We start from the raw sequence: 23620 nt of genomic DNA, 5'->3' as shown, positions 1-23620 counted from the left end.
CTTGATAGAATTCTTTCTTGTAATTCATATTCTTTGACCAAAAAACAAAAAGAATATGCATTGTTATGGGCGGTGCAAAGAAAAAAATATAAAACGGTAGAAAATCTATTTAAATGTGATACTGATGCTAATGCAAAAAATCTTTCTTTAAAACTTCATCCATTAAAAATTGCACAGCACAATAATGATTTTCACATGATTCAACTTTTACAATCTTATGGCAGCGCGCTTTTGGTTAATGCTCCTATAATACCACTCTTTGTTATTGCAACTTTTACCAAAGATATTCAGGCTTTACAGAAATGCATAAAAGAAAAAAACTATGAACAACATTATATTTGTGAACATTGGAACAATAATAATATACTTCATATCTCCGCAACAAGAGGAGATGCTAATATATTTGAGATTCTTCTTAAAGAAGAAACAATACGTGAACAACTTAATACAGTAAATATATATAAAATGACACCTATTGCACTAGCTTCTCGTCAAAATTATATTGAAATTGTAAAGCTTCTTGCTGCGCAAAAAACTATCACCTTTAATTCGGAAAATCCTGAAGAACCTTCTGCGCTATACGTGGCAGCGCAGCATGGATGTAATGATGTTATAAAATTTTTACTTGCAAACAAAAAAGTTGATGTAAATTGGCTATTTAAAACTAAATTCACCCCTTTATTTACTGCATCTTCTAATGGAAATACGCATGCAGTAGAACTTCTTTTAATGGATAAAAATATAAACGATATTCTTACCGACGACAGAACCCCTCTTTACGCTGCCGCACAACAGGGACATCTTGATTGTGTAAAAATATTATGCCGTGCAAATCCAGACGCAATAAATATATGTTACGATAATTGTTCGCCACTTTATGTTGCTTTATACAAGGGTCACACAAAAATAGCGGAACATTTACTCGGTTATAAGAATATTGATACAAGTTTAAAAATGTTAGGAGGTGAAACATTACTTTCTATTGCATGTCGAAATAAGTATTCTGAAATTGTTACGTTATTGTTAGAGCATAGTCCATATTTAATCAATGAATGTAATATAGATGGTAACTTTCCCTTACATATTGCTGTAAAATTCGACGATACAGTAATCATTGAATTATTAGTAAATAGAAAAGAAGTTGATATCAATAGTATTAATGATGACAATAAAACACCTCTTGATCTAGTTAAATTGAACAACATTGAAGTTACAAAAATTTTACGTAAGCATGGTGCTTTGTGTAAAAAAGATTTGTGGAGGAGTAAGTATTTTCTTTTTAATTGTTGGAATGTTGTGAGATCAATATGGTGAACAATTTTTAGTAGATTGATTTATTCTTGTTGTATCGAACATACATAATTGATAATGAAAAGGACAATAAAAAAATATAGTTTTTTTTTGACATTATTGTATGATATCGTTCACTATTTCATTAAAATATATCAAAAAAAGGATGGTATGAAAGCTATATCTGTTATTCGTATTTTTACATTATTTTTATTATTAAGCACATTGTATCATTCCTATACAATGGATATCGAACAAGCATCACCTTCTTTTTTTATGTTTCCTGATGAAATACAAAAAAAAATAATAGTACACACATATGAGTGGCAAAAAGATCACATTAATTTTCGTGCGATAGTAGATATATGCGCATCCTTACAATTAACATGTAAAAAATGTTCCTCAATTGAAGATTTAGTAATGTATTTTAATTTTGATGATAAGAACAAAGATATTTTTCTTATGCGAGCGGTGCAGGCCGGCGTTCCTTGTTTGGTACAACATGCTATTAATAAAGGTGCAGCCTTAAATTATATTGAAAAACCATTAGGATATACTCCACTTTCATCCGCGGTGAGAAATAACAATTTTAGAAGTTGTGCGCTATTACTTGAAGCTGGTGCTAATATTCATCAAAAAGAAGAGGATATAGCAAAAAAGGATATGCGTTGCGAAAGAATGCATTATCCTAATAATTATCAACCAATACATTGTGCGGCAATGGGCAGCAATATAAGCATTATAGAATTGCTTATTAAGTATAAAGCAAATATTGAAGCGACAGATGGGCAAGGCGATACGCCAATTGTTCTTGCTACATTAAAATGGAAACTTGCATCTCACCCAGTGATTAATGTACTTTTGTCTTCTGGTGTTAAGGTACCGGATTGGATTGCGGAAAAGATAAACCTCCGCAATATATAAAATTATCTAGAGTGAATTGGAAACTGTAGTTTGATTTTTCTATTGAATGTACGTTAAAAATTATATTTGTTATTTAACCTACGATAAACCGTAGGTTAAATAACAAATATAGAGAAAGGATCACGTACATATTACGCAATAAAATTACTTATAAAATCCAGAACCTATGCAATATTTTTTGCCATTTTTTTCAATCTGTTCTACATAATCAACACGCATTCTTTTATTAAATTTATAAACAAAATGATCTGGTCCTTGCGATACACCTTCTATGATATTTTTAATAAATAATTTATTTTCGTCATCTTTCCAGTCAATAATGTTTTTCCAAATTAATTCGTAATTATCGCCCCATGCATAACAATAACCATCAAAGTCAAATGCAAAAATAAAAAGATCACCTCGTATAAATGCGCCTTTACGATCCACAAATTTTGCAAATGTTTCATCTTCTGAATGCGTATGTAAATACCCAAGAGCACTTTTTACTAATAATGCCATTGTCTCTGGTTTAGTAACAGGAAACATTCCTGAACCAATAAAATAGGTATCAACTCCCATATCAACTTTTTCTATATATGTTGACTGAAAAGAATTTTTTATTTTAAAATCAACCCAACCACCGCCAGCCCTTGCTTGATCAATCATTTCGCGAATGTAGTATCGACCATCCTGGTCTTTTTCATCAAATTGATTTTGACCAATTAATGAACTATTACCACCATGTGCTATACATTTACCCTTCATATCATAGACAAATAAGTAAAGATCTCCTAAGTGATAAGTATTAATCCCCTTTTCACTAAATTCTTTTTTGGCGGCAGAGACACCATTAGATTTCATATATTGATAACCGCGACGTACGAGATCAACCGTTTTATCACGATCTATTTCGGGATAATAACCACAGGCTATAAAATAATAATTTCCTTGATTATCTTTGACTTTTTCTGCGTACGCATATTTTAATGCATTTTTCGAAGTGTATTCAAACCAAACTCCTTCACCTTCGTCTTTTGTTTTAAGTTTTGCAATAATTTCTTTATTAACAGCTTTACCTTTTGAATCTTTATACTCCAAAGCATTAACACCAATAAGGCCACCTTCTTCACCTTGAGCTCGAATTAATCCATTAAAATCAAGTGCATATAAATAAAGATCGCCATAGATAAATCGATCGCTTAATGAATATCCCATTGAACTAAATGCGCCGTCAATAGATCTTCCTGCAGCAACATCCTGATTAAATAGGCTTACAGCACCTTTAACTAGACCAATAGTTGCGTATTTCTTAGAATGCGGATAATATCCGCATCCAATAATATATTCTTTGTCTTGAATGGTAATTTTTTGTATGAAGGAAACTTTGACTGCTCCGCACCATTCGTATGTTAACCAACCCGATCCACTTTTGGCTGTTTTAGCTATCGATTGCATGATTAATGCACCAAATCTATCGCGATAATTCCATAGATTTTGCCATAGAATATCTTCTTGTTCGCCATGAGCGTAGACTACACCTTTTGTATCAAGGAGAAAAAGATAGAGTTCGCCTTCAATAAAATCCTTTGTATGAGTAAAGGCATGACAGATGGTAGATAATGTATTATTTGTACAAAATTCAATACCACGATCAAGTAAATTACGAACTTCTTTTTGTTTTTGTTGAACATCAAACTCATCTGTAGCTATTTCATCTTCGGTATCATCAGCAATAATAATATTTTCTTGTTTAGGGACTTTTTTTATTTTTGTATTAGATCTATGTGTATGTTTTTCTTTTAGGCTACTACCATTTGCTGCAGCAAATAATGTTTTATCTAACCACATCAAAGCTGCTAATAAACAGATAACCGTTAAAGATAATCCTATAATGCGTTGATTCATCTCCAGCTCCCTTGCTATTTTGATTCTTAATAACAACATTATTCACGACGTTGACCCATAAACCGTAAAAGAAAAAGAAAAATATTAATAAAATCAAGGTATAATGTTAATGCTCCTATCAAGCTAATTTTAGCAGCAAGAGTCTGATCAACAAACATGGAACGCGCAAGCATTTTTATTTTTTGCGTATCATAAGCTGTTAAAAGTACAAAAATTATGACGCCAATGCCAGAAAGAACGTAATCAAATTGTACAGATTTTAAAATTATATTAATAAACATACCAATAATTAGTCCGATAAGTATCATAAGGCACATATTACCGATAGATGTTAGATCTGCTTTTGTTGTATATCCATATAATGACATTGCACCAAACATTAAGGATGTTGTTAGAAAAGTAGAAATAATTGAGCTTTCAGTATATACATAAAAAATAGATGATAATGTTATACCAAGAGTTATCGCATACAAGAGAAAAAGAATTAATGCAGTAATAAATGATATACGATGTAGAAAAAATGTTATAGAAACTACTAAACTTAATTGGGCAATTAGTAAACCAATTAATACAAATGGATGTGTATAAATATACGTAAAAATTACTGGTACGCTTGCAATATAATACGCTGTTCCTGCTGTTAAAACTAATGCACAACTCATCCATCCATAGACGCTTGCCATAAATGATGAAAGACGCTGATCAAGTTCATATCCATTTGAAAACATGCCATTACCCCTTTATTTTTATTAACATATTTGGTTCTACTCTATGCAATATGTAACTAATTATGCAATGATTTTAGCAGAGCACATAATACGCTTGCGCTTTATTGTGATAAAAAGAACTAGAATACGCAAACTAAAGGAATAAAGATGATTTACGTCCTTATACTCATTTCTTCATTATTTTCTCTCCATACAATTCTATCTACATCATTTGGATCATCAACAACAAAAGATTTTAAACAACCGATTAATTTTTTTGGGCAACTCATAACGCACCAAGGACAAGAGTATACTGTTGAAAATATCTCTATTCAGGAAAAATATAAAGATATCATTATGTATGATACTCCCGTACAACACGGTGAGGCGATTATTAATAATGATACAAAACAGTTGGAAATAAAACTTGAACAGAATCCAACCACAGATTTTGCAAAAACAACAATTAAGCTTGAAGATGTAAAACAGATAGAAGTTCCATCACCTGAAACTATCTGGATATATCAAAAAAAGGAACATCAACAAAAACATGAATATCTTGAATTAAAAATTACCTATCAAGATAAATTAAAAAAGTCATTGCTTTTAGAACGTAAAACTGAAATCCATTGCGATGAGGTAACTGCAGAATCACAAAAAAAAATAATACCTTTATCCGCATTAAAAAAATTAACCATAGAAGGTTTTGTGTGTAGACCAGAAACAAAGAATCAATCGATCACCTGTTCTCCAGAAAAAAATAACTATAAAAAATCCCTCCAATAATTCGGAGGGATTTTTTATAGTTATTTTGTAAGCAAACTATTATTTAGTTTTACTCATTTTTATCTTCTTCTGAATCGTCGATATCTACAATACCATTAAGTTTATTATGTATTTTGGTATTTGCTATATTGTAAGCAACAACATATTTTTTAGTAGCATTATGTAGTGCAGAAACATTAATTAATTCTTCTTTAGTTATCGGTAATCCTTCTTCGTCAACTATTTTTTTTATTTCATCAAACATATTAGAATATATTTTGGGGAAAAAGTTTTTGTTTTTAATGTCTTGTAAATTAATTCCTTTGCTTATCAAACAATCAGGATCGAGACCGCATATTTTTAGGGATTCTAAATACATTGATTCCATAACATATGCTCGATCATGCAATTTTTTTTCTAATACATTAATTATTTTAGTTGCAAATGTATTTTTATATGCATTGAATTTGTCACTAGTTTCAGTATTAACTTTATTTTTGTCATCTTTTAGTTTATTCCATCGCGCTTGTATTTGTCCATTGACAGATTTTTCTGTAGGAGGGGTTCCTGCACCACCCAATATACCTCCCGTTCCAACTAAAGTATCATCGAAGCATTGACGCTGCTTGATTGCATCAATATCGTTTTTAATTTTATTAGAAGTAAATAAGTCTTCAATAGCATTTTGTTCAGCACTAACATCTTTAATCAATGCATTTTTATAATCACGTGGTAATTCTTCTTCATAAGCAGCTAATATATCTTTTGGATGACCAAAGCTTTCATCTACCAATTGTATGAATTTATCTTTAATTTCTTGTTCTTTACTTTCATTTTCCTGATTATGAATCTTAGGATTATTGTCATTTGATTCATCACCAAGAATTGCATTGCAATAAATCACCATAAAAAAAAGTAATAATTTTTTCTGCATACTATTTCCTAATAAAAATATTTATTTAAATCGCTTTGCTATTAATAATTGTTTCATTTTGAAAGTATATCATAACTAATCTAATCTTCAATTTTTTTATTGCTTGTTATCGCAACAATTACACGTTATTATATTTTTTATTATTTTAATATTTATTTATCTACAAGGAAACCAATGGCTATATCAATTACTCAAGAAAACTACGAGACTGAAATAAAACAATCAAATAAACCAATTATACTAGATATTTATGCAACATGGTGTGGGCCATGCCAACAGATGACCCCAATATTTGAAGAGCTTGAAAAAGAATTTGGTGATAGGTACAAATTTGCGAAACTTAACGTTGATGAAGCTCGTGACATCTCAATTAAAGAATATGGTGTAACTTCTGTTCCTACCTTTGTTTTTATCAAAGACGGCATTATAAAAGGTAAAGAAACTGGATACATGAGTAAAGATACTATCTCTGAAAAAATTACTGCTGCATTTGCACGATAAAATAAGGGTTCGCATATATGCGAACCCAAAACTATTAAAATCAAATTTTTTCGTCCTGGATAGTAATTCCTAAAGTTTCCAATTGTTCACGTAGCTCATCGGCATATATCCAATTTTTCTCTTTGCGCGCTTTATTGCGTGCATTAATTAATATCTCAATTTGAGGTGTTAATTCTATTTTTTGTAGAGGTAGTTGCTGTAATGTTAAACCTAAAACAGTACGTAGTATGTTTTTTGTTGCAGCTAATTCATTCTTATTATCAGCGATTTCGGTCATATTTTCGAAAATGACTCCTAAAGCTCCCGGTACATTTATATCATCGGATAAAAAGAATAGAATGCGATCAATTATTGTAGAATCATATGATGAAAAATTAATATGAGAACAATCAACATTATATAAACGAATTAACCGCTCATAGCTTTTTTGTGCATTTTGTAAGCCTTCAAAAGAAAATTCAATTGGCATACGGTAATGATGCATTAAAAAATAGTAACGAACTACCATAGGGTCAAAATATTTAAATATATCTTGTAAGATAAAAAAATTACCTAATGATTTTGACATTTTTTCTTTGTTGCTATTAACCATGCCATTATGAAGCCAAAAATGTGAAAATGGTGCGCCAAATAAAGTTTCTGATTGAGCAATTTCATTTTCGTGATGAGGAAAAATAAGATCAAGTCCTCCGCCATGGATATCAATATGTTCACCTAAATACATATGGGCAAGGACTGAGCATTCAATGTGCCAACCAGGACGTCCATAGCCCCATGGACTTATCCAAAACTCTCCATCTGGTTCACCTTTCCATAATGCAAAATCAAGCGGGTTCTTTTTTTCTTTCTCAATGTCGATGCGAACTCCCGCATATAGACTTTCTATTTTTTGTTTTGATAATTTGCCATAATCTGGAAATTTTTCAATACAAAAATATACATCGTTACCCGATTGATATGCATCGCCCTTATCAATAAGTTTTTGTATAAATTCTATAATCTGGGAAATAGCATCTGTTACTCGTGGTTCATAATCAGGCCGTAGACAATTAAGTTTATCTATATCATGGTTAAAATTATTAATATAACGGTCGGCAATTTCGCGATATCGTAAGCGATCACCAAACTCTTTTTCTGCACGGTTCATTATTTTATCATCAATATCAGTAAAATTTCTGCAATAAATAAGATTTCCATCAAAAAAACGAATAACTCTTATCAGGATATCAAAAGAAACATAACATCTGCCATGACCAATATGTGCATCATCATAAGGTGTAACACCACAAACATACATTTTGATTGGATTATTAAAGGTGAAATCTTCTTTTTTTCCGGTAAGAGTGTTAGTTAATTTCATAGTATAGTCTTATATTCTCTTTTAACATTTAGTCATTTTTATTTATTTTAACACAACTTTTTTTATTTTTTAACACTAAAAAATAACAATTTTCAAATAATTTGATCAACACAATGAACTGCCCTAGTAAAAAATTAAAAAATCAGTAGTATGTTTCATTAATTCTTCATAATTATTGTATCAATAAAAAGCAACATTGAGCAGCGGGATTATTTATGATTCAAAAAGTAAAAAAAGGACTTTCAAGTTATTGTGTTGTCATGCTTGCTCTGCTTATGCTGAGCGATAACTGTCAACTAAAAGCAAGCGCGCCTACGGCTCTTGCTGTTGAGGCACAAGAAGAAACTCGACGTATTAATGATATTGTTATACATGGTAATAATGCCACTTCAGACGATGCTATTAAAAATAATATTCCCTACAAACGAGGTGAACTATTTGATTCACGTAAAACAAGAACACTAATTCATAATCTTTATTATAATCTTAAAAAATTTCGCACAATAAAAGTTATGGGAGAGTTGGTTGGGACTAACTATATAAATTTACATATTTTTGTTGAAGAGAAATCTCAACTCAAGAAAATAAATTTTTTTGGTAATAAAAAAGTATCTGAAAAAGAGATCGCCAAAAAAATTAATCTTGAAGAGATAACAGTAATTGATCCTGAAGAATTAAAAATTATCGCTAATAAAATTAAAGAAATCTATCTCGAAAAGGGATATCATCAAACAGATATTGAAACAGAATTATTATTTGATGATAATAATCGTGCGACAGCAATTCTGACGATTCATGAAGGCATTGCAGCAACTGTTAAACAAATTAATTTCACGGGGAATAAATCAATTAGTAGTAAACAATTGCGGGCAGTTGCTCTTACTAAAGAAGATTGGTTGCTTAGTTTTTTGGATAAGTCTGGTAATTATCATCCAGATCGTCTTGAGGGTGATAAACATTTTATTGAACAATTTTATCAAAATAATGGTTTTTTGCATGCAAAAGTTGTTGATACCATCGTTACCATTGATCCAGAGACACAAAATATTATTCTTACCTTTGAAATAGAAGAAGGTGATCAATATATTATTGATAAAATCAGTGCGCCTGGAACTGAAACGGTATCTGAACATTATTTACTTGCAATGTTACCAATACGTCCTGGTATGTATTATTCTCGTGAAGGTATAACTAACTCAATTAAACGACTTGAGATGATTTGGGGCGATTACGGTTATATTTTTGCACACATTGAACCATCAATACAGCCTAATGAAGACAGTAAAACAGTGTCTATTTCATTTTTCTCTGAGCTTGGTGATCAAGTGTATCTTAATAAAATTACTATTCGTGGTAACACTAAAACGCGTGATAAGATTATTCGTCGCAAAATTCTTCTTGATGAAGGCGAATTATTAACACAAAGCAGAATGAATATTTCAAAACGGAATGTTGCATCGCTTGGTTACTTTGATCCACGTGAAGGAGTTAATTGGAAGATTCGCCGTCTTAATAAAGAAGAAGCTGATCTTGATTTAATGATAAAAGAAACAAAAACAGGTCACTTTGGCGCACAACTTGGTTTTGGTGGTTCGGGAGCAGATTGGCAATCGCCGGTTTCAGGCATGTCAGTTAAGGCTGAATTATCAGATACCAATCTTTTTGGCAGTGGAGTGCATTTGAATATAAGCACAACATATTCAAAAGATGAGCAAACAGCTGTATTACATGTAGCGCAACCGTGGCTTTTTGATAAACCAATCTTAGGAGCATTTGATATTTATCATAGACGTCCTATTTATGATGAATTACGACATGTCAGAACAGTTCATCAAAAACTAACGGGTGGATCAGTAACATTTGGATGTATCACACAATCGAGAAATCATCTTTTTCATGATGTTAATATTCTTTTCAGTTCAGGGGTAGAGGACATTAAGTACGGAGCACCAGCTATTGCGCTTTTAGAAAATCCTATAGAACGAGCGCAATATCAACAAATTTTAAATAAAGAATTTACACCAGGAACATTTGCATTTGTATCAAGTAAGATGGAGCAAGATACACGTAACCATCCTATTCATACAATGTGGGGACATAAGTGGAGATTTTCTACTAAGGTCGCAATTCCTACATTTGGTAATAATATTGGTTTTTATAAAGTTGAACTTGATGCAAGTTGGTTTACGCCACTTATTTCCGAATATGATCTAGTGCTCAGGTTACATGGTTATTTTGGCCTCTCATCACCACTTAAAAATAGAACAGTACCTTTTGGTGATTTATTCCATATCGGTGGGCAAAATAGTGTTCGCGGTTTTCTATTTGGACAAATAGGGCCACAGTTTTTGGGTGATACAATTGGTGGCTCCAAAGCATTTTTCTGGAATGCGGAGCTTATTGCGCCAATAACACCGGATATGAATATGAAAGCGGTCGTATTTTATGATGGTGGAACTGGTTTTGATAATCCGTATGTTACTACTGCTGATAAACGAAGCGTGACTGGCAATAATTTTGACTATCGTCATGCAATTGGTGTTGGTGTTAGATTATTACAGCCTATGCCAGTTAATATTGATTGGGGTTTTAAAATTGATCCTCGTAAAAATAAACTTCACCCAAATAGAAGTGAATCAGCATCTGAAGTGCATTTTGGTATGTCATATGATTGGTAAAAAAATAAAGGTTATCATGTTTATCAAAAAATTGTTATTACTATTATCTATTTTTATTGTAAGTAGTACATTGCCTGATGAGGTACTATCAATAGAGGAAAATCAAAAAAAAATAGAAGCATTTATGAATGTTCTTGCCAAAGAAATTTTATTAGTAAAAGAAGAAGTTAGAAAAGTACAACTACAAAAAGATGCCGATGAAGAACAATTAAAAAATTGTCAGTCTCAACAAGAATTTGAACGTAATAAAAACTGGTGCGGAGCAACAACAGATTGCTCAAGTCAACTAGATGTATTTGAGGGGAAAGAATTTGTTATTGGTTACAACGGTTATTCTTATAGCAAAGAAAGACGTGGTGGTTCTCGTGACAGATATCAGTCAATAAAAAAAATCGAATTAGACTTAAAAAATAATTATGCAAATATTGAAATAGAGATAAGCTTGTGCAGGCGTCTCAATGAGCCTAATTGTTCAGATTGCTATCAAGCTCTTGCAAAGAATTTAGATGAATATATTAAAAAAAATGAAGTTCCTCCCCTAAAAATAATTAAATAATTAAGTAATTACATACGTTACTTCAATACGGCTGGGCAAATTAACCTAATAAAACATTATTATTTCCTTATCGATTAAATGAAGCTGAAATACGGCAACTTATTGATGAAAAAAATATTTTATTTTACATGCCCCATGTCAAGGTGGAAAAACAACCGCAATTCAAATGTTTGTTAATGAGCTGAATGCTGAATGAAGGTATGTACAAAGCATTATATATACATGTTGAGCCTGCTCAAATTGCATGTGATAATGTTGAGAAGGAATGGAAATTATTTTAGGAAAATTAAGCGAATGTGCTCGTGCTGTTTTTCCTTTAAAATAATCTGCTATTTTCTCTTCTGTTGTGAGTTAACATTTCTTTAGGTACAATAATATTGTTAATTTTTTTATACATTGATTATAAATAATAATTATAAAATTCGTTACTATGCAAAGATGTCATGTCAAAATCATTTGTCACTTTAAAGCAGTTATTAGGGTTGTATTCTCCTGATAACAATGCAGAAAAAGAATCTAAAGAGCGTATATTAACTTTTCTTGATCATTATCCCGATGCTTTTGAACGTTCATTAGAGGTTGGTCATATTACAGCTTCGTGTTGGTTATTAAATAAGAATAATACCCATGCGTTATTAACGCACCATAGAAAATTGGGGATGTGGATACAGCTTGGTGGTCATTGTGATGGTGATAGGGATGTGCTCAGTGTTGCTATTAAAGAAGCGCAAGAGGAGTCCGGTATTATAGGAATAAGGCCTGTAACTACAACTATTTTTGATATTGATGTGCATGAAAATCCTGAGAGTAAAAAGGAAAAAGCACATTATCATTATGATATTCGATTTCTTTTACAAGTTATTAGTGATGAAAAAATAGTTGTTAGTGATGAATCACATGCTCTTGCATGGGTTACAAAAAACATTCAGGATTTACCATCAGATAATCCATCAGTAGTTCGTATGTTTAATAAATGGATTAATCATCCCTGGTAGATTATTAGGATTGAGGTAATTATGAACAATGTAACGATTATTCTTTTTGGCGCGACGGGAGATTTGAGTAAACGTAAAATTATCCCTGCATTATATCGTTGTATAATGAAAAAAAAATTAGAAAAGGTAATTATAATTGGAGCAGCTTTTGATGATAGCACCGCAGATCAGATGATTGAAGCCGCACAACCCTTTGTTGTCGATAGCGATAAGCATTATTGGGATATTTTACGTAAGAGTAGCTATTATAAAAAAATTAATTTTTCTGAATATGATGATTTTGAACAGCTACGTTTTTTTGTAGAAGAATGCGAGCAAAGACATGGCGTTATAAATAATCGTCTTTTTTATTTAGCAACAGCAGCTCATTTTTTTTGTCCTATTACACATAATAGTGCACAGGCTGGCTTGTTACAACGTCATGAGAATGATGATGCATTGTGGCATAGAGTTGTATATGAAAAACCATTTGGTCATGACTTACAGTCGGCGCATCTCATTAATGAATGTATTAAGAATACACTTAATGAGTCTCAGGTTTATCGCATTGATCATTATTTAACAAAAGAGGTAGTAAGTAACATTGCGATGATTCGTTTTACTAATTGCGTGCTTGAGCCTCTGTGGTCAAATAGATACATTGATCAGGTACAAATTGTTTTAAGTGAAAGCAGTGGTATTGAAGGACGTGGTGGTTATTATGATTTGTATGGTTCATTGCGTGATGTAGTACAGAATCACATGTTGGAGTTGCTTGCATTGGTATGTATGGAGGCGCCTGAAAAATTGACCGGTGATTTTATTCGTGCAGAGCGAGCAAGGGTATTAGAAAAAGTAAAATTTGTGGATGGAATTTTAGGTCAATATGATGGATATCAAGAAGAATCTTATGTAAAGGCTGATTCTCAAATTGATACCTATGCATCACTTAAGCTATTTGTTGATACACCACGATGGGTTGGTGTGCCTTTTTATTTAAAAACAGGTAAATATTTAGATAAAAAAGAGACGGTAATTTATATTAAATTTAAGCAAGTAGATTGTTTATTAATGCGTGGGTGCCCTACTGATTCTAATTGGTTAACGATTAAAATAGCACCAGATGCAATTTTTTCTTTAACACTTAATGTAAAGCATCCTAATAGTTCTTATCAAATTATGCCGGTCGAAATGGAATTTTGTCATAGCTGTCTTTTTGGATTGCAAACACCACAGGCATATGAATTTCTTATTGAAGAAGTTATACGTGGTGAGCAATCAATATCAGTGCGGTATGATGAAATTGAATATGCATGGAAATTGATTGATGCAGTCGTTGCTCAAAATCTACCAGTATATACATATACAAAAGGATCGACTGGCCCGCAAGAAGAAGAAGAATATAATTATAAAAATGGAATGAAATGGCGCGTATAAAAGTAGCAATAATTGGATTGGGAAAAATGGGAGAGGCGCTTGCCTATCGTGCGTTAAATGCAAAGTTTGAAGTTTTTGGTTTTGATATTAATGCTGATAATTGTGCAATAGCACATCAAAGTGGTGTTACTATTGTTACGAGCATTGCTGATTTTGCACATAAAAATATTAATGTTTTTTGGCTTATGATTCCTCAGGGAGAGCTTGTTGATAAAGTAATTATGCAATTAAAACCTGTGCTTACTATTGGTGATATTATTATTGATGGAGGAAATAGTAAATTTACTGATTCTATCCGTCGGGCAAAAGAGCTTGCATTAAGTGATATTTTTTTTATAGATTGTGGAACATCAGGTGGTGTTCACGGTCGTGAAAATGGATTTTGTCTCATGATTGGTGGCGATAAAAAAGCATATGATAGTATAGAGCCATTATTATGCGCGCTTGCTGCACCAGGAGGTTATACCTATATTGGTTCTTCGGGAACAGGCCATTATGTTAAAATGGTGCATAATGGAATTGAATATGGTTTATTGCAGGCATATGCTGAAGGATTTCATCTTTTGAAGGATGGTGTATTTAAGAGTGAACATTTAGATTTAGAAAATATTGCGCAGGTATGGAATCATGGATCAGTAATTCGTTCCTGGATTTTGGAACTAGTGCAAGATATTATGAAAGAAGATCAAAATTTAATAGATATTGAAGGTAATGTTGCTTCAACAGGTATGGGTAAATGGACAGTTGAGCAAGCGCATCGGTCACATATTCCAGTTTCTGTAATTGAAGAATCTTTACGGATACGAGAAGAATCAGAAAAAACAGGTGGAAATTATGCAACTAAAATTGTTGCAATGTTACGTAATAAATTTGGTGGTCATTCTGTAACAAAAAAAAGAGAGATATAATGAAGATAATTGATATTAGTTGGCCAATTAGTAAAGCAACTACCGGATATAAAGATAGATCAATTGTTGCTATTGATGAACTAAAAAATTTTAATCGTGATAATGCTCGAGAAACTGCTATTCATTTGAGTTCACATACAGGAACACATGTAGATGCACCATCACATTTTCTTAAGGAAGGTATAACTATTGACGAAATGCCACTTGAGCGATTGATTGGTGAATGTGTTGTTCTTGATATGACATCTTGCGCAGAGCGCATTACCCGTGATTGCCTTATGGAATATAATGATAAAATCATTGAAGGGGGTATTGTTTTATTGCGTACCATTAATAGCGATCTGTCTCCAACTGATAAATTTAATTCTCACTTTATCTATCTTGAAGCAAGCGGAGCTTTATATTTAGCTGAAAAAAAAATAAAAGCTGTTGGAATTGATTATCTTGGTATAGAGCATAGTCAACCAGGACATCCAACACATGAGAATTTAATGCAAGCAGATATTGCCATTATTGAAGGATTACGTTTGGGACATGTACAAGCGGGTAACTATTTTTTTGTTTGCTTGCCGTTATATTCGATTGGTCTTGAGGCAGCTCCTGCACGTGCGATTCTTATGATAAAGTGATAGCAGATAATAATTTCCATATTCCTTCATACCGATAAAGCCTCAGACGAGAAACCTGCGAAATTTTATTACTTATTGCATACATAATTGTTTTAGTTTTATTAGTGAGATACATTGTGCCAGAAGATATAATACCTGTTGGATAAAAATGAATAGAAGAATCAGGAAATGTTATAGCCTTTTTAATGGTATGCGATGGTGATCCGGGAGAGCCAAGTACATTTGGTAAAAATCCAAATGTAATGCGTTGGGATAATTTTTCATGTACCAGAGTATTGCAATGATATTTATTGTTTTGAACATCACAAATAAGAATATGTTCATTGTTAGTTGTCATAGCTCTTTGTTGTAAATAAGAGCAAATTGTTGCTAATTTAGTAACTTCTGCATGAGCAATAGTGTCATCTAAAAATGAAAGTTGCATTACGCCCAGCGTTGCCAATAAGGTGAAGAGACTTATAACAATTAAAATCTCAATTAATGTGAATCCATATTTATAATGCATAACATAATTATTTTTCTTCGGTGGTTTCTTGTTCTATGGTTGCAACAGCAAGAACTTCTTCGATGGTGGTTAGGCCATCTTTAATTCTCCGTAATCCATCCTTAATTAAAGGAATCATACCGTCCTTAAGTGCTTGTTCACGAATTATACCTGTTTCAGAACGTTCCATAGTTAATTTTGCAATAGCAGGAGTCATTTCCATAATTTCAAAAATAGCAACACGTCCACGAAAACCTGTCTGATTACATTCATCACATCCAGCAGGAGCATAAAATTTAAATTCTTTTGCTTCTTGAGCAGACAAACCAATTCGTTCTAATAATTCTATATTGGGTTGATATTCTTTTTTGCATAAAGAGCATAATTTACGTACTAATCGTTGAGCAACAATCATCACTACTGATGAGGCAATTAGAAAAGGCTCAATACCCATATCAATCATACGCGTTATAGAAGCAGGAGCGCTATTGGTATGTAAGGTACTTAATACTAGATGTCCTGTGAGGGCTGCTTGAACAGCGATTTGCGCGGTTTCTTGATCACGTGTTTCACCAATCATCACAATATCGGGATCTTGACGTAAAATTGAACGTAACGCCGCTGCAAAAGTAAGGCCTACCTTTTCACGAACTCCAACCTGTCCTACACCTGCCATTTGATACTCAATAGGATCTTCTACTGTCACGATATTAACTTCAGGCTTATTAAGTCTATTTAAAATGGAATAAAGTGTACTCGTTTTACCTGATCCTGTTGGGCCAGTGATATAAACAATACCATTTGGACGACTAATATTTGCTTCAATTACCTTTAAATCGCGCTCACTAAATCCAATATCTTGTAATCCTGTAAAGGTTCGAGATTTATCTAATAAACGCATTACAATACGTTCACCAAATGCTACGGGCAACACAGAAACACGAATGTCATAAGGTTTATCCCCAACCTTTATAGCGATTCTTCCATCTTGTGGAATACGTTTTTCTGCAATATCAAGATGTGCCATAATTTTAATACGTGAGATTAGTGCTCCCTGAATGCGCTTAGGAGGGTTCATAACACTATACATAATCCCATCAATGCGATAACGAACACGAATTTCTTTTTCAAATGGTTCAATATGAATGTCAGAGGCGTTACGTTTAACTGCTTGAAAAAAGATATTGTTCACTAACTTAATAATAGGAGCTTCGGTTGCCATACCAAGAATATCTTTTTCTTCAATTTCCTCAAAGGCTACTTCTTTAGGAATATCCTCTTCTTCTTCCAGCTCTTTCATCATGCGTTCGGTACCTTCAAGTGGATAGTAGCGATTAATTCCATTCATAATTACCGCAGAGGTTGCAACTGCGTAATGTGCGTTACCACCAAGTAGCATATTTAATTCATCAAGAGGCTGAAAATTAAAGGGATTTGCTGTTAGAATAACAATAGCACCATCAACTACAATAGGCATAATTTCATTATCACGTAAGAATTTAAGAGGAACTCGTGCCAACAGCTCAAGATCGGCTGTTTTATCAGTTACCGTGTCAATATAGTCAAGAGAAGAATGTTTTGCATAAGCTTGCGCTATCGCTTCAGCTGTTGCGTATTTTTTTTCAAGTATACACGCTTCAATAGACGATCCTGTTTTCTCGATTTCTTGTTGACATGACATTAGCTGTTGTGCGGTAACAACACCTAATTCAACTAATAATTCTCCATTGTTTTTTTTCACAATCGTATCCTTCTTTTCTTTTATAATGATATTAGTATACTGTTTTTATAGTATACTAGTATCAAAAGTATTATTTAATGATAGGCATAATTTCGTGATAAAAACAAGAAAACATACTATTCTGTGGATATTTTCATGTATAATTGTAATCAGTTTAACTGGTAGCTTAGTAGCAACTGAGACAGCAATTATATCAAAATTTGACGTGACTCTTCCGCAAATAGAAAAAAAAACACATAAACAACGGATGCGTAAATCTACCAATAAGAAGATAAAAACAAAAAATAAATATCGTACCTACCAAGATATGGATTATGAAACGCTTGCTTGTGCAAAAGATATACAAATGGCAAAGGGAAACACTTCTGTTGCTATTAAATATCTCGAACAAATGATGAAATTGGCTACCAATATAACACAACTTGCCGAGCATCTTTTGGAAATCGCAGATCTCTTTTTTGTTGATGGTCAATTTCAAAAAGCTGCTCAATTATATGCACAATATTGCGAACTTTACCCGGGCAGCGAAAAACAAGAATATGCACTCTATCAATCTATTAAAAGTTCATTTGCATGTACACTTTCTATTGATCGCGATCAGACTAAAACAGAAGAAACATTAGCGCTCACCAGATTGTTTTTACAGCAAGATCATTTTATCCTCTATAAAAGTGAAGTGATACAAATACAAACACAATGTTATGAAAAATTAGCTGCAAGTGACTGTAATATATGTAATTTCTACTTAACAAGAGGGCAATTTACTATTGCGGAAAAGCGACTTAAGAGCATACGTTTAACATGGCTGCCAAAACTTCCCGATCTTGAACAAGCTATTTTTGCTTTGGAGGCTGAACTTGCTAAACAAAAGCAACAAGTAACAGGAATAGTTATAGCGCAAACAGATCTTGATAGTAACAGCACAATTAAACATATGGCAGATCGGTTTTGACAATGAGCTATCGCATACAAAAAGGAAAAGAAGGAGAATTACTTGTTGCGCGATATTTACAAGAAGAAGGTTATACCATTATTACTCAAAACTATCGTAAACGATTTGGTGAAATTGATCTTATTGCACAAAAAAATGATACACTTGTTTTTGTTGAAGTTAAATGGCGTCGTAATCCATTGATTGATCCTGCAGAACTTATTGGACCATCAAAACAAAAAAAAATCATTTCTATTGCCAAGCAATATTTATCAACGCATACTAGTTTAGATATTGTATGCCGCTTTGATGTGGCACTTATAGAAGAAACCAATAACTCATTAGAACTCCGGTATATATCAAATGCATTTACTACTTTCGACTGAATTTCTTAAACGATTGATCACAGGAATTTTCCTCGGAATAGGATTTTGGGGAGTATATTTTTATTTACCATCATTTTTTTTCTCTCTTGTTTTAATTATTGTTTTACTTCTCATTATTGTCTACGAATGGACAAGGTTTTTTCCTATTAATACATCTTTGTTTTGGCTTTTGATGCCGCCCTATCTTATTTTGCCTTTTGCGTTATTAATAGTACTTAATCATAGTTCTGTGTATCACGAACTGCTTTTAATACTGTTTGTTCTTGTATTCAGTTTTGATACTGGCAGTTATATTACAGGAACTTTAATTGGTAAACATTATATATGTGAGTCGATTAGCCCTAAAAAAACATGGGAAGGAATGGTGGGAGGTTATATTTTTGCGTTTCTGGGTTTTGCTTTTATTATTTTTGAACGTGACTATAAAGCTTCCTGGTGGGTTATTGCCGTATTTACTCTTATAATATGTTTACTTTCTCTTGCAGGTGATCTTTTTGAATCATGGCTTAAGCGTCGTGCTGGATTAAAAGATTCTGGAACATTGTTACCAGGGCATGGTGGCTTTTTGGATAGATTTGATGGCATCCTTTTTGCCGTTTTCTTTTTTTATCTTTGTAAAAATTATCTCATTAAGTTTCTCATAAAATAAAATCAATACTTCCATTTAATCGGTTATAATATAATTCTTATTACTCAATAAAATATATTATTTAATATTATTTTAAAAAAACTATTTCAATTTATTGACAATTTGAACTCATTTGCTTTATCTTGGAATTAATAAGTTTAACATTGTCTAGGCCAACTGCATGCAACCTAGACAGCTAAACTTAGGAAAAATGAGATAATATATTTAGTTCAAAAAAGGAGAGTTTTATGAAAAAAATAATAAGTACAGCCCTTACAGCTGTTGTATTAACAATTGCTGTGGTTAGCAATATCGATGCGAGAGCAAGATCAGCATCTGCACCAGTAACAAAACGCGAAGCAAAAAAAGATCTTATAGAAAGTACTAAGGAAGTAGATAAGGCAGTAACACTTGAAGAAAAAAGAATGTTAGCCGATGAATTATTACAAAAAATAGCCGCTAGTCCTGAAGCGCGAGCAAAAGCACAAATACAGATTGATATACTAGATAAGGATCAGGAAATTAAAGTTAAAGAAAGCGAAATAGCTACTGCAAGTGCAGATTTAGGCTTCTTCCATTTTTCCTTATTTGATTCTGCTGAACTTAGAAAACTTAAAATTGATTTGGCACAGCTCAAAAAAGAAAGAGCAGACCTTGAAGTTAGCATAGGAACAAAAAAAGACAGCAGTTATATTAAGTGGGCTGTCGGTACGGCAATAGCTGTTCTTGGTACTCTTGCAGTATCAGATGCGCTTGGTTACACACAAGCTTATCCTACTGCATCACAAGGTGGATGGGTAGGTCGTGGATTAAGTTATGGCGGAGAGAAATTAAGTCCTGCGTATGAGTCTGCTAAGAGTGTGGTTAGATCTGGCTATGAAAAACTTCCGAATATACCTTATTATGGTAAACAAGCTGTAGCGGAAAGAGCTGCAGAGGAAAGAGCAAGAAAGCTCCAGGCAGACCAAGCTACATTAGTAAATCCACAATAAACTCTTAATTCATATCTTGATCATATATTAATGGGTGGTATTTTATATACCATCCATTTCTCTGTTTATATCACACTATCTTAGTTTTCTTTGTTAATGGAATAATTATTTTTTATTATTTTTACTTAGTTACTTTTCACCATATCGTTGACAATTTGAATTTAATTAATTTATTATAAAAAGTAGCAGTAAAGATAAATATTTGTAGGTGTAATAAACCAAAAAGGAAGCTTCACTCATGAAAAAAATAATAAACGTGCTTGTCATAGCGCTTTTGTCTATCGCAATAGGCAATAGTGCACATGCGAGATTGCGAACAATAGATAAAGATAAATCAATGCCAATACCCCAACCAGCAACACCACGAATTTTATTAGATGATGCTAAAAAATTAAAAATGGCAAGGACGCCGGAACAACAAAAAGAGGCTGTGCAAAAATTATGTAGTGACCTTGCTAATAATAGTCTCGCCAAACTTATCCTTCGTGAAATAGAAATCAAAGCTAAAATAAGTCACTTACAGGCTAGGATCGATCGCTTAGTAGGTAGTGAAGAATATAAAAAAGACAGCAGTGCATTTATTGATGAGGAGCAAAAATTAAAGGATGAGTTAGCTGTTTTTGAAAAATTTTTGATAATGATACAGAAAAGAAGAGCTGAAGTAGAGGCAACCAAATCAGCTGCATATAAAACAAGTACAAAGATAGCTCTCGCTACATTAGTGACAACCGTAGGCCTTCTTGCAGCAGATCAATATATGACGGGAGGTCAATATAGGACAGCGCTGATGTCAAAAGCAGGAACTGCAGTAACATCGTTATGGGAAGGAACAAAAAATATTAGCAGCGCCATTTGGAATTATATGCCTTCACTAAGGTCAACAGAACCAGCAACAACAATACCAGTTGGTGACGAGGTTACAACCAACTCGCCTAGCTGGCTTAGTACTATAGCATCAAAATTCGGTAATACATTGGCTACACAGACCGTTGACTCACTTACGAGAGCACTAGACATAGCAAAAACAATGGCTTTGACAACAGCAGTAAGCTTTGCCTTAAAGCAAGCCATGAGCGGCGTAGAGGAGGCATTAAAAAACCCTCAAACAAATGAACAAGAACTACAAGCAAAGGTAGATGCATTAGAAAAACTTGTAAGACAGATAAACTCTGAACAAAAAAAGTAAATCTAAAAGTAACTAAAATAGGCTGGTTAATTCCAGCCTATTTTTAGTTCTTTTTTTTATTGTTTTAACATTCTCTAATACTTTTACTTTTATCCTCTGGCATTAATAGTTTATCCATAACATCATTTGCATGATCTACAAGAATAATATCAATACCTTCAGTCATTGTATCAAGTTCTGCTAAATTATGACTGTTTTTTCGCGGTAAAATAACATAAGGAATATTATTGCGCTTTGCTGCTAAAATTTTTTCCTTTACGCCACCAATTGGCATCACTTCTCCACGTAGATTCAGTTCTCCTGTCATGGCATAATTAGAATTGATTGGACGATTTGTTAATGTTGAAAGCATTGCGGTGAGTATTGCAAGTCCTGCTGAAGGACCGTCTTTTGGTACAGCTCCTGCCGGAAGATGAATATGAAGATCGTAATTAGTAAATAATTTATTATCAATGCCAAAATCTTTGGCATGAGCACATGCATAGCTACGTGCTGCTTGCGCCGATTCCTTCATCACGTCTCCTAATTGACCTGTCAATAATAATTTACCTGTTCCTGGCATAAGCATTGCTTCAATTTGCAATATTTCACCCCCAAAGACTGTCCATGCAAGTCCATTCGAAATTCCGATCTGATGATCTTTGTTTATTCCATCATCAATAAATTTACATGGGCCTAAATGATCCTCAAGGGTATCAACAGAGAATCCATTAAATTGTTTTGTTTCAACAAATGTACGTGCAGCTTTTGAACATAATTTACTAATAAGTCTTTCAAGCTGACGCACTCCTGATTCGCGTGTGTAATTAGTGATAATCTTTTGAATAAGAGGATCAGCAATAGCAATATTATGATTTTCAAGTCCTGCATTTTCTATCGATTTTTTGACCAGATGTTGACGTGCAATATTTATTTTTTCTTCGAGAGAGTAACCACTTAATTCAATAATTTCCATACGATCACGTAATGGCTCTGAAATAATATCAGCATTATTTGCTGTTGCAATAAACATAACTCCTGATAAATCAAATGGTATACCAAGATAATTATCATAAAATGTCTTATTTTGTTGTGGATCAAGTACTTCAAGCATTGCTGCTGATGGATCACCTCTAAAATCTGCGCCTATTTTATCCAACTCATCAATAACAATAAGTGGATTGCGAGATTTTGTTTTGCGTAATGTTTGAATAAATCTGCCTGGCATTGCACCGACATATGTTCGGCGATGCCCGCGAATCTCTGCTTCATCCTTAACGCCGCCAAGTGATATTCGCCCATACTCTCTTCCTAGGCTCCGAGCGATTGATTTTCCTAAAGATGTTTTACCTGTTCCTGGAGGACCTACAAAGCAAAGTATTGGGGCAAAACCATCTTTTTTAAAATTTCGTATTGATATAAAATCAAGTATTCGTTCTTTAATATCCTTTAAACCAAAGTGATCTTCATCAAGGATGTCTTTAGCATGAGTAATATCAAGATTATCCTCGGTTGCATTGTTCCATGGTAAAGCAAAAATCCATTCTAAATGATTACGTGTTACCGTTGCTTCCAATGAATCCGGGGCTGTACGTTCGAGTCTATTAATGTTTCGTTCAATCTCTTTTTTTATTTCAGCGGAAACTTCAAGAGCACTCAATTTTTCACGCATGTCTTCAATATCTTCAAGATCATCTTCTCCAAGTTCTTGTTTGATAGCTTTGAGTTGCTCACGCAAGTAAA

The 23620-nt window shown here is 33.0% G+C and carries 22 protein-coding genes; 15 read left to right on the top strand and 7 right to left on the bottom strand.

The genetic code is table 11. From position 1 onward, the window contains the following. Positions 1–1314: ankyrin repeat domain-containing protein (locus tag VLB80_02115; GenBank protein HSC24992.1), on the top strand; the 1314-nt coding region annotated here is incomplete at its 5' end. A 147-nt stretch (positions 1315–1461) separates the two neighbouring features. Then, complete coding sequence (locus VLB80_02110; protein HSC24991.1) at positions 1462–2214, top strand: ankyrin repeat domain-containing protein; 753 nt, start codon at positions 1462–1464, stop codon at positions 2212–2214. A gap of 144 nt (positions 2215–2358) precedes the next feature. Here the strand turns inward: VLB80_02110 and VLB80_02105 are convergent, their stop codons facing one another. Continuing rightward, on the bottom strand, positions 2359–4101 hold the full coding sequence (locus VLB80_02105; GenBank protein ID HSC24990.1) for a cache domain-containing protein: 1743 nt from the start codon (positions 4099–4101) through the stop codon (positions 2359–2361). A 38-nt stretch (positions 4102–4139) separates the two neighbouring features. Beyond that, positions 4140–4829 carry a Bax inhibitor-1/YccA family protein gene (locus VLB80_02100; GenBank protein HSC24989.1) on the bottom strand — a complete coding sequence of 230 codons (690 nt, stop codon included), beginning with the start codon at positions 4827–4829 and terminating at the stop codon, positions 4140–4142. A gap of 147 nt (positions 4830–4976) precedes the next feature. On the opposite strand from VLB80_02100, the gene VLB80_02095 reads away from it, so the two are divergent. After that, a complete protein-coding gene (locus VLB80_02095) occupies positions 4977–5594 on the top strand; it encodes a hypothetical protein (protein HSC24988.1) in 618 nt (205 codons plus the stop codon). 49 nt (positions 5595–5643) lie between these two features. Here the strand turns inward: VLB80_02095 and VLB80_02090 are convergent, their stop codons facing one another. Beyond that, a complete protein-coding gene (locus tag VLB80_02090; protein ID HSC24987.1) occupies positions 5644–6507 on the bottom strand; it encodes a hypothetical protein in 864 nt (287 codons plus the stop codon). Positions 6508–6681: 174 nt separating this feature from the next. Between VLB80_02090 and trxA the strand changes: the two genes are divergently transcribed. After that, positions 6682–7008 (top strand): thioredoxin, encoded by a 327-nt coding sequence (trxA, locus tag VLB80_02085; protein HSC24986.1) that lies wholly within the window; start codon positions 6682–6684, stop codon positions 7006–7008. A gap of 40 nt (positions 7009–7048) precedes the next feature. Here the strand turns inward: trxA and cysS are convergent, their stop codons facing one another. Then, a complete protein-coding gene (gene cysS / locus VLB80_02080) occupies positions 7049–8368 on the bottom strand; it encodes a cysteine--tRNA ligase (protein ID HSC24985.1) in 1320 nt (439 codons plus the stop codon). Positions 8369–8583: 215 nt separating this feature from the next. Between cysS and bamA the strand changes: the two genes are divergently transcribed. The 6 genes from bamA (at position 8584) to VLB80_02050 (ending at position 15550) form a co-directional block, all read left to right on the top strand. Further along, positions 8584–11046, top strand: a complete 2463-nt coding sequence (gene bamA / locus VLB80_02075; protein ID HSC24984.1) for an outer membrane protein assembly factor BamA — start codon at positions 8584–8586, stop codon at positions 11044–11046. After that, on the top strand, positions 11036–11602 hold the full coding sequence (locus VLB80_02070) for a hypothetical protein (GenBank protein HSC24983.1): 567 nt from the start codon (positions 11036–11038) through the stop codon (positions 11600–11602). The genes bamA and VLB80_02070 overlap by 11 nt, the downstream gene beginning before the upstream one ends. 443 nt (positions 11603–12045) lie before the next feature. Further along, on the top strand, positions 12046–12597 hold the full coding sequence (locus VLB80_02065) for an NUDIX hydrolase (GenBank protein HSC24982.1): 552 nt from the start codon (positions 12046–12048) through the stop codon (positions 12595–12597). 21 nt (positions 12598–12618) lie between these two features. After that, complete coding sequence (gene zwf / locus VLB80_02060) at positions 12619–14013, top strand: glucose-6-phosphate dehydrogenase (GenBank protein ID HSC24981.1); 1395 nt, start codon at positions 12619–12621, stop codon at positions 14011–14013. Next, positions 14001–14921: a decarboxylating 6-phosphogluconate dehydrogenase gene (gnd, locus tag VLB80_02055; GenBank protein ID HSC24980.1), complete on the top strand. Its 921-nt coding sequence runs from the start codon at positions 14001–14003 to the stop codon at positions 14919–14921. Before zwf ends, gnd begins: the two co-directional genes overlap by 13 nt. Next, positions 14921–15550, top strand: a complete 630-nt coding sequence (locus tag VLB80_02050; protein ID HSC24979.1) for a cyclase family protein — start codon at positions 14921–14923, stop codon at positions 15548–15550. The genes gnd and VLB80_02050 overlap by 1 nt, the downstream gene beginning before the upstream one ends. Here VLB80_02050 and VLB80_02045 read toward each other — a convergent pair. Then, on the bottom strand, positions 15537–16055 hold the full coding sequence (locus VLB80_02045; protein HSC24978.1) for a type II secretion system protein: 519 nt from the start codon (positions 16053–16055) through the stop codon (positions 15537–15539). The two genes, VLB80_02050 and VLB80_02045, sit on opposite strands and share 14 nt — an antisense overlap. A gap of 7 nt (positions 16056–16062) precedes the next feature. Next, the gene (locus VLB80_02040; protein HSC24977.1) at positions 16063–17775 is read right to left on the bottom strand and encodes an ATPase, T2SS/T4P/T4SS family; all 1713 of its coding nucleotides are present in this window, start codon (positions 17773–17775) and stop codon (positions 16063–16065) included. Between the two features lie 94 nt (positions 17776–17869). Here VLB80_02040 and bamD point away from each other — a divergent pair, with 94 nt between their 5' ends. The 5 genes from bamD to VLB80_02015 all read left to right on the top strand — a co-directional run bounded on the left by bamD (position 17870) and on the right by VLB80_02015 (position 21898). Next, positions 17870–18727: an outer membrane protein assembly factor BamD gene (gene bamD / locus VLB80_02035; protein ID HSC24976.1), complete on the top strand. Its 858-nt coding sequence runs from the start codon at positions 17870–17872 to the stop codon at positions 18725–18727. A gap of 2 nt (positions 18728–18729) precedes the next feature. Beyond that, the gene (locus VLB80_02030) at positions 18730–19092 is read left to right on the top strand and encodes a YraN family protein (protein HSC24975.1); all 363 of its coding nucleotides are present in this window, start codon (positions 18730–18732) and stop codon (positions 19090–19092) included. After that, complete coding sequence (locus VLB80_02025) at positions 19070–19741, top strand: phosphatidate cytidylyltransferase (GenBank protein ID HSC24974.1); 672 nt, start codon at positions 19070–19072, stop codon at positions 19739–19741. Before VLB80_02030 ends, VLB80_02025 begins: the two co-directional genes overlap by 23 nt. 227 nt (positions 19742–19968) lie before the next feature. Then, a complete protein-coding gene (locus VLB80_02020; GenBank protein ID HSC24973.1) occupies positions 19969–20712 on the top strand; it encodes a hypothetical protein in 744 nt (247 codons plus the stop codon). Between the two features lie 238 nt (positions 20713–20950). Further along, positions 20951–21898, top strand: coding sequence for a hypothetical protein (locus VLB80_02015; protein HSC24972.1), 948 nt, complete (start codon positions 20951–20953; stop codon positions 21896–21898). Positions 21899–21962: 64 nt separating this feature from the next. Here the strand turns inward: VLB80_02015 and lon are convergent. Further along, the coding region (gene lon, locus VLB80_02010; GenBank protein ID HSC24971.1) for an endopeptidase La at positions 21963–23620 on the bottom strand (1658 nt) is incomplete at its 5' end.

Source organism: Candidatus Babeliales bacterium, assembly GCA_035455925.1.
Classification (GTDB): Bacteria; Babelota; Babeliae; order Babelales; family Vermiphilaceae; genus SOIL31.
The sequence above is the reverse complement of the archived record's forward strand: the minus strand, read 5'-3'. Positions and strand labels throughout refer to the sequence as shown.